The sequence below is a fragment of the Winogradskya consettensis genome, from assembly GCF_018332715.1.
Taxonomy (GTDB): domain Bacteria; phylum Actinomycetota; class Actinomycetes; order Mycobacteriales; family Micromonosporaceae; genus Actinoplanes; species Actinoplanes consettensis.
This window is the reverse complement of sequence record NZ_BOQP01000013.1, coordinates 170,209-177,604: the sequence shown is the minus strand read 5'-3', so window position 1 is coordinate 177,604 and position 7,396 is coordinate 170,209. Positions and strand designations below refer to the sequence as shown.

Here is a 7,396-nt window from a genome sequence, read left to right as displayed (position 1 = left end):
AACTCACCCTGACAGACAGGGGGACGCCGTGGTCACGCACAACATCGACCTGAGCGCCTTCCCCGGCAAGCAGACGGTCCTAGCAGTCTGGAACATCGGCGACACCGCCAACGCCTTCTACAGCTGCATCGACCTCAACGTGGGCGGCGGCTCTTCTTCCCCCGCCCCCGCTTCGCCTGCCCCTTCCGCGACTCCCTCGCCGGCCCCTTCCACCGCCGCGCCGACTTCCGCGGCTCCTGCTACTTCCTCCGCGGCTCCCGTTTCGTCATCCTCTTCCTGGGCGCCGGGCGTGTCCTACAAAACCGGCGACAAGGTGACGTACGAAGGCAAGACCTACGAATGCCGCCAGTCCCACTCCTCCCTCCGCAGCTGGGAACCATCGATCTACACCCTCGCCCTCTGGCTCCCCCGGTGAAGCGCCTGGCCCTCGCAACGGTCCTGCTCCTGACCGCCTGCGGCACCGCCCCCACCACCCCGCCGGCAACCACGGTCTCCGCAGCCGTCAAAGCCCCCGGCAATCACAACGACACCGACACCATGTACCTGCAAATGATGATCGCCCACCACGAGCAGGGCCTCGAAATGGTCCGCCTGGCCGAGGACAAAGCCACCCGAGCCGACCTGAAGACCCTCGCCGCCGCAGTCGACGCCACCCAATCAGACGAAGACACCCTGATGAAAACCTGGCTCACCGACTGGCAGCAACCCACCACAGTCGACCACGCCCCCAGCGCCCACGCCGACCACGGCGGCCTCCCAGCAACCGGCCCGGAAGAAATCGCAGCCCTCAAAAAAGCCACCGGCAAGGATTTCGAAACAGCCTTCCTCAACCTCTTCGTAGCCCACCAGCACAACGCCGTCGAAATGGCCACCCTGGAAACCACCGACGGCACCAACGAAGAAGCCAAAGCCCTGGCCACCCGCATTCGCCAAAGCCGAACCGACCAGATCCAGCAAATGCTCACCATGCTCAACAGCTAGCTCCCCCAACTCACCGACCTGGCATCCCCCGGCTGATCCCCCTCGCAGCCGCCAGCTCGGCAAAACGGGCCCAACGGTCTCCCCTTCAAGACCGCCAAAGCCCACCCTCCGGCCGGCGCGCCTAACCAGCGAGCCGGCCGGAGTCGTTATACCTTTCCTAGCTCTGGTCGTACGGCTGAGCTGACGTTCTAGCGAGCCCAGACCGAGGATGACAGGCACTGCAGGAACCCCTGTCTCGCCTGTCAAGCCTCAGCCTTACTGGTCAAGCCTCAGCGAGACTAGGTTCTGTGCGGCATCTACTACACCGGCCTCTAGTAGAGACCTAGTTATGAGCAGAATTTCCTCATCGGGTCTCTCTGCCGCGTAACGGCTGATAGTCGATACCGCATCTGGCACCCCCTCGCGAAGGCAAGCCGCGATGGCCGTGGCTGTTTCGCTAGGTGCCTCGTATTGCCCTGCGTAACGCATAATGCCGGCAGCATCAGCCATCTGGCCTGCCGCCAGCCTCCCCTTCAAGTCATCGATTGCGCTCCAGTTGTTCCGCCGGTCCCCCAATGAGGTGGGGACCGGCAGGTCTGCAGACCGCGCCGCAGGCGGCTCAGTGGGCGTGGCCGGCTCGTCGAGGACGGCCCGAGGCGTTGCGCGTAATGGTCGGCCACAAGCTTCGCAGCTGGACGATCGCTCAGCCTCAGAGGCACGTTCAGCCTCGTCGGTCACGATCGAGTGCAAGTCCTGCAACTCTCCAAGTGTTGGAATCTTAGAAGCGTTCGTGGTGCCGACCGCCATACCGTGGAAGCTTTTCAGGAAGCTGCCCGGAACTTTCCGCTTGCCGTGTAGCACTTCCGAAACGGTGGATTTACTCACATTGCAGTGCAGAGCGATGTCTCGCAGCGAGAAGCCCTCGGTACTCAGAGACTGATGGCATACGCGCAGCAGCTCTGTGAACTGGCGCAACGCGCCTTCATGAAGATCAAGTTTGGTCAGTCTCCCCCGGCCTGGCAAACCGAGACCCCCTCAGCTTTGTATCCCTGCATACGGCGGCTGGACGTGGTGCTGCACGTCGGTGTTCAGGAGAATTCTTCCGCACGTCCGGCAATCTGCGGGTCTCCGCTGTTCCTGGATTCATCAGGGAACAGCGGGGCCTTCCAGATCGGCGGGAACCGCGGATTATTAGTTGCAGCCGGGCGACGACCTGGCCATCGGAGAGATAGAGAAGGAGTGTTCTCGTGACGATGCCCGATTGGGGTGACGCGCGGCTAGGTACCATGAAGCGGGCGGGGCTATGGCTCGTTCAGGTGGTCGGAGAAGGTAATACCTTCACAAAGGCGCAGCTCAGGACTGCCTTTCCCGACGTCGCGCAGATCGACCGGCGTATGCGCGACCTGCGGAACTTCAGCTGGAAGATCGATACCAGCCGCGAGGACGCCAGCCTCGACACTCACGAGCAGCGATTCACCCAGCAGGGCATCCCGGTCTGGCAGCCAGGTAAGGGCACGAGGCCGGCCACCGCAACTGTCACCTCAAGCCAGCGACGGGAAATTCTTGCCCGTGATGGCTATAAGTGCCGTAGCTGCGGAATTGGGCCCGGCGACCGGTACGACGGGACTGCGGTCACCGCGCAGCTCGACATTGCCCGCCGCACGATGCTGCTGCCCGGGGGCCGGACCGAGACGCAACTCGTGATTGAGTGCAACCGGTGCCGGGTGGGTGGCCGTGAGATGGCCGCAGATTTGCGGGATGTCCTGGCACGGGTCGCACGGCTGCCGATGATTGAGAAGAAGATGCTCGCGATCTGGATTGACCAGGATAGCCGTGCGTTCAGCGAAGTCGAGCAAATATGGGCTGACTTCCGCACCCTGCCCCTGGAGGCCAGAGAGGAGCTCCGTGAGGCCCTTCCCTGATCCAGTAGAGCCACAGGCAACGGTAACGACGCCGGCAAGGTGTCCCAGACGAAGGACAAGCGATGAGGATTGACTTCGGTTTTCCCCCCGGCTCCGCGGCAGTCAGGGAACTAGTCGACCAGCGGCTAGCTGAGGCGAGCGGAACAAACGGGGTACCTGAGACAATCAAGGTGGAGTTCCGCGGCATGCCGCTAAACGTCCAGGTGATCGACGTACCTGTCAACCAGCTCTACTACAACCCAGGGACCCATCGAATCAGGGCCCAGCGTAGTCATGACCCTGCGAAGGATCGGTTGCTGGACGACGATCCTTGGAGCGCCGAAAGTCAGGAGTACCTGCACTACCTCTTGACCTCCCAGCCGGCCGATCCGTCCCGGCGTGACCCGCGCTTCGACGAGCTCAAGGAGAGCCTACGCGAGTATCGCCAACTCGAACCCGGCCTCATTACCCGCAGCGGGATCCTCGTCAACGGCAACACCCGACGTGCCGCGCTGAAGGAGCTTGGAGAACTCTCCACCAGAGTAGGCGTGCTGCCGGAATCGTGCGGGTGGGACGACATCCACGCTGTCGAGCTCACGCTCCAGCTTCGTCAGGACCACCGGCGTGACTACTCTTATATCAACCACCTGCTTGCCCTCGAGGAACAGATAACGCTTGGCCTCGAGCTGACCGGAATCACGAAAATATTTCACACAACTGTAGGGGCTCTCGAGCGTGATGTCTGGATTCTTAGCAGCCTCCGCGACCTCGTCAGCCGAAGCTCGAACGGTCCATTCAGTCTCCGCTTAATGGATTTTGAGAACGCTAAGGAGAAGCTTTTTGAGCTTCATCGATCAGTGAAATCCGAGCGGCACAAAGAAACAGCCGAGCTTCTGAAAGAAGCTCGGCTAGCCGCTATTACTTTGGATTTCGCCAAAACTGATGTCCGCTACATCGGTGCTGACTTTCAGAGTCGCTATCTTGAGGTCCATCTCCCCCCGGATCTCAAACCATCGGCGCCTGCACAGGCGGCTAAAGTCATCCCCGGGCTCAATCGCGCTGTGCCCGCGATTGCTCCTAAAGTAGCCGCCGCCAGGGTGCTCACGGACAAGGTTTTGAAGCTCAAGGCAGTGGAGGCCGCGGGCGTAAAGGCCACTCCTGAGGAACTCGCTGAGGCTTCGAAGGCGAAGGAGAGTCTGCTGGACGCGTTTAACGAAGCTATTACGGCGGCCGGCAGGGATGTTCGGCTGCGCAAGAAGCGGCAGGCGGCCCCGGACCGGATCAACGACGCTTGCAAGGACCTCGAGCAATGCGTGACGGATCTAGTCATGTCCCGCGCCAACCGCAGTCTCGACGAGGAGGCCTTCGATGATGCACTAGTGAGGCTGCGCGACTTTCTGAACCAGGTCGCCACCGAGGCCGACAAGACGATCAAGCTTCCCGGCGATGGGCTGGCGTGGCTCAGCGCCGCGGTGCGGAAGTGAGTGATCCCGTTGCCGGTCCTGCGACCTCATTGCGGCTCGCCCTGGATGTCACTCGCACGAAGGTGGTCTTGAGGACGCATTCCGGATTCCGTCAAGAGTTTGCGACTCTGGTCAGTCGCATCGCAATCGGTGGGCAGACCGGACCGCTGAGTGCGGAGATTGAGCTGGACGACTTCCTGGCTGGCATAGGTGAACTCGCAGCCTGGACGGACGAGGGTGTGGACTGGGACGGTGAACTAGCCGCTCTGGTAAACGATGTCCTTGATGATGCCGAGAGCGCGCAGCGAAGTCTCGCCGACGACGGATCCACAGTTGATTCGCAGGCGATTTCCCCGGAAAACGTAGACGCTGCGCTCGGAAACAATTGGATCGCGGACCTGACAGATTTCCAGCGGCGTGACATCGCGCGCCTGCTCTCGCTCCGTCACGGCGCAAACTTTAGCGTTCCTGGCGCCGGCAAGACCCGTGTGGCGCTTGCCGTATTTGCGGCCATGCGCGCCCGGGGCGAGGCTCGTCGTGTCCTCGTCGTTTGTCCGAAGTCGGCGTACGAATCATGGAATTTTGAAAGTGACGCCTGCTTTGAAGCACCGTTGCGTACATCGGTCATGGGCGCGAGTCCTGATCACGGTTGTGAATTGCTGATCGTAAACTATGAGAGGCTCAGCCGATCCGTTAATGCGCTATCTGCATGGCTTAGAGCAGGCCCATCGCTAATAGTCTTGGACGAGGCTCATCGTATGAAGCTGGGCTCGAGTGGAGCTTATGGTGCTGCGTGTCTCGCGTTGGGGCCTCAGGCCGCACGAAGGCTTATTCTCACTGGAACCCCGGCCCCCAACGGCGCTCGCGATTTAGAGAGCCTCCTCTCCTTCGTCTGGCCTGGACACGGTAAGCGAGTGGTCTCGGATGCGGTCGGCGGTGGCGATCTCGTCTACGCGAGCACCGTACTTCGCCCCCTCTTCACCCGCACCACCAAAAAGGAGCTAGGACTTCCGGAGATCACTACACGGCTCCGATACGTTGATCTTCCGCCACTTCATCGGGAGATTTATGAGGCGCTCAAAGGCAATCCGACCGCCAGATCCGGCGACCTCGAGTTGCTCGGCAAGGCGGTGCTGCGGTTGCTCATGGCCGCTACCAGTCCGGCCCTGATCACTCAAGGAGCGACTCAAAATGAACCCCTCGCCTTCCAGGTCCCGCCGCTGGAACCACCCGTCAACGACTCGCTAGGAGCACTTCTTCAGAACCTTCCAAAGTACGAGCTATCTCCAAAGTACGAACAGGCCGTCAAGATCGTCGCCGAGAACGCCGCTGCGAATCGAAAGACGCTGGTCTGGAGCAGCTTCGTCCGGAGCATCACCACCTTGGAATCGCTGCTTCAGCCTTTTAAGCCCGCCGTTGTCCACGGGGGTACCCCGAACCGAGACGAGGAAATCCGCCGGTTCCGGGAAGACCCAGAATGCCAAGTTCTGATCTCAAACCCGGCTACTCTGGGTGAGGGCATTAGCCTGCATCACTGGTGCCACGATGCGTTGTATGTGGACCGGGACTTCATGGCCGGCCGGTTCCTGCAAAGCCTCGATCGTATTCACCGGCTTGGGCTTGCTAAGGATACAGAGACTCGAGTGACCATTTTGGCCGCACGTGGGACGGTTGACGAGGTGGTGGCGCGACGACTCGAAATGAAGTTGGATTTCATGGGCGGTATTCTGAACGACCCAGCCGTGCAGCAGCTAGGCGACCTGCAAGAGGAAGATGGCGAGACCATCGGCGGCATGAACTCGGAGGATGTCCGGGCGGTGCTGGCTCACCTCAATGAGTAAAAATATATCGGATTGGTCGCAGGAATTGCCCTGCACGTTGGGGTATTCCGGCCGCCGCTCATTGGAAAATAGGGTTGGCCGTTTTACTGACGCGCCCACCGGTGGTTGGTCAAAGTTAAGCCTTGAATGTGAGGCCCTGATAAGGCGGGTCTACGCAGATGCAGATCTTGGCTCGAAATGAAGGTTATTGCCAACGCGACGGGCTCGACACGGTGAGAAACCGTATTGTGCTCGCATGCGTGCCGTGCCCCTCGTACGGATCTGGCAAAGTCTTCGTTGGCCGACGCTATTCTGCTCCGGCGGCCGCCGGTCCGTTGAGTGACCGGTTGAAGGTGGCGGTGTCAATGACTCGTTCTCCTTTATTCCACCGCCGAATTGCTACGCCGTCTATGGTGGCGACCGGTTCCTTTGTCCCAGATTCGGCCAGGGTCACACGGATCGGAACGAACGCGCCGGGCATGGGGATCTGTAAGCCCAAGTCATTGGCGACGCGTTGACTTGCGAGCCGCGTCCCGCCAAGGAGTAGAAAACCTTCCTTAGATAGATCGTCTGCTGCTCCGCCGTTAGCGCGTACTCGCTTCATATAGTCTTTCTGCTGGGCCGTTGCCTCAATAGATGCTCGATTAACGACACGACCCTCAGCCCTTCGCATCAACTCCGCCACACGCTTCTTTCCGACGGGAACAGCCTCAATGGCGGCCTGATCGGCAGCTGACAGTTGCAGAAGCGTGTTCTCCGGCAGCTTGGAATCCTTGAAAAGCCACTTTGCTCTATCAAGGTGGATGCTTTTGATAGTCCTCTTGCTGTCTCTGTTTGGAGCGTTCAGAAGCTCTAAGCTCGCCCGAAAGACTCCCAGTGACCATCGTGCCGCAATGTCATCGGCATGAATTAGCATGCACAGCTTACCTTGCGCCTCGATCGGGATCATCCAGCCGCCAAAGCGCATAGAATACTTTGCGTCGACGTCGTGTCCCGCTACGGCGAAGTCGAGGTCCTTGCCGTCTGCGTAGCCAAACCGTCGCTGCATGTTGATCTCGACTAAGGTGCCGATGTGGGTTCGTTCGGTCTTGGCCAAACGCTCGATGCTGTAACGGCCGGTTCGCTGGCCGTCATAGATCTGATCGAAGGTCTCTCTTAGCACTTGCGCAGTCAGTGCTCCATGGGGATCCAGCAGCTGGAGAGTGGCTGCGACTAGGTTGAGTTCGGGATCGAAGGATGCGTCCACGATCAC

Annotated in this window: 6 protein-coding genes; 5 read left to right on the top strand and 1 reads right to left on the bottom strand. The window is 60.4% G+C overall.

Annotated features, from left to right (window positions below):
- From Aco04nite_RS15730 to Aco04nite_RS15705, 5 genes are all read left to right on the top strand, one after another.
- Nucleotides 1-415: carbohydrate-binding protein (locus Aco04nite_RS15730; RefSeq protein ID WP_369076652.1), on the top strand; the 415-nt coding region annotated here is incomplete at its 5' end.
- Between the two features lie 29 nt (nt 416-444).
- Nucleotides 445-981 (top strand): DUF305 domain-containing protein, encoded by a 537-nt coding sequence (locus Aco04nite_RS15725; RefSeq protein WP_212997968.1) that lies wholly within the window; start codon nt 445-447, stop codon nt 979-981.
- 1,226 nt (nt 982-2,207) lie between these two features.
- On the top strand, nt 2,208-2,882 hold the full coding sequence (locus Aco04nite_RS15715; RefSeq protein WP_212997944.1) for a hypothetical protein: 675 nt from the start codon (nt 2,208-2,210) through the stop codon (nt 2,880-2,882).
- A 62-nt stretch (nt 2,883-2,944) separates the two neighbouring features.
- On the top strand, nt 2,945-4,345 hold the full coding sequence (locus Aco04nite_RS15710; protein ID WP_244876020.1) for a ParB N-terminal domain-containing protein: 1,401 nt from the start codon (nt 2,945-2,947) through the stop codon (nt 4,343-4,345).
- Nucleotides 4,342-6,165, top strand: a complete 1,824-nt coding sequence (locus tag Aco04nite_RS15705; RefSeq protein ID WP_244876019.1) for a DEAD/DEAH box helicase — start codon at nt 4,342-4,344, stop codon at nt 6,163-6,165. The genes Aco04nite_RS15710 and Aco04nite_RS15705 overlap by 4 nt, the downstream gene beginning before the upstream one ends.
- A gap of 286 nt (nt 6,166-6,451) precedes the next feature.
- Here the strand turns inward: Aco04nite_RS15705 and Aco04nite_RS15700 are convergent, their stop codons facing one another.
- Nucleotides 6,452-7,390, bottom strand: coding sequence for a NaeI family type II restriction endonuclease (locus Aco04nite_RS15700; protein ID WP_212997943.1), 939 nt, complete (start codon nt 7,388-7,390; stop codon nt 6,452-6,454).
- Nucleotides 7,391-7,396: the final 6 nt, after the last annotated feature.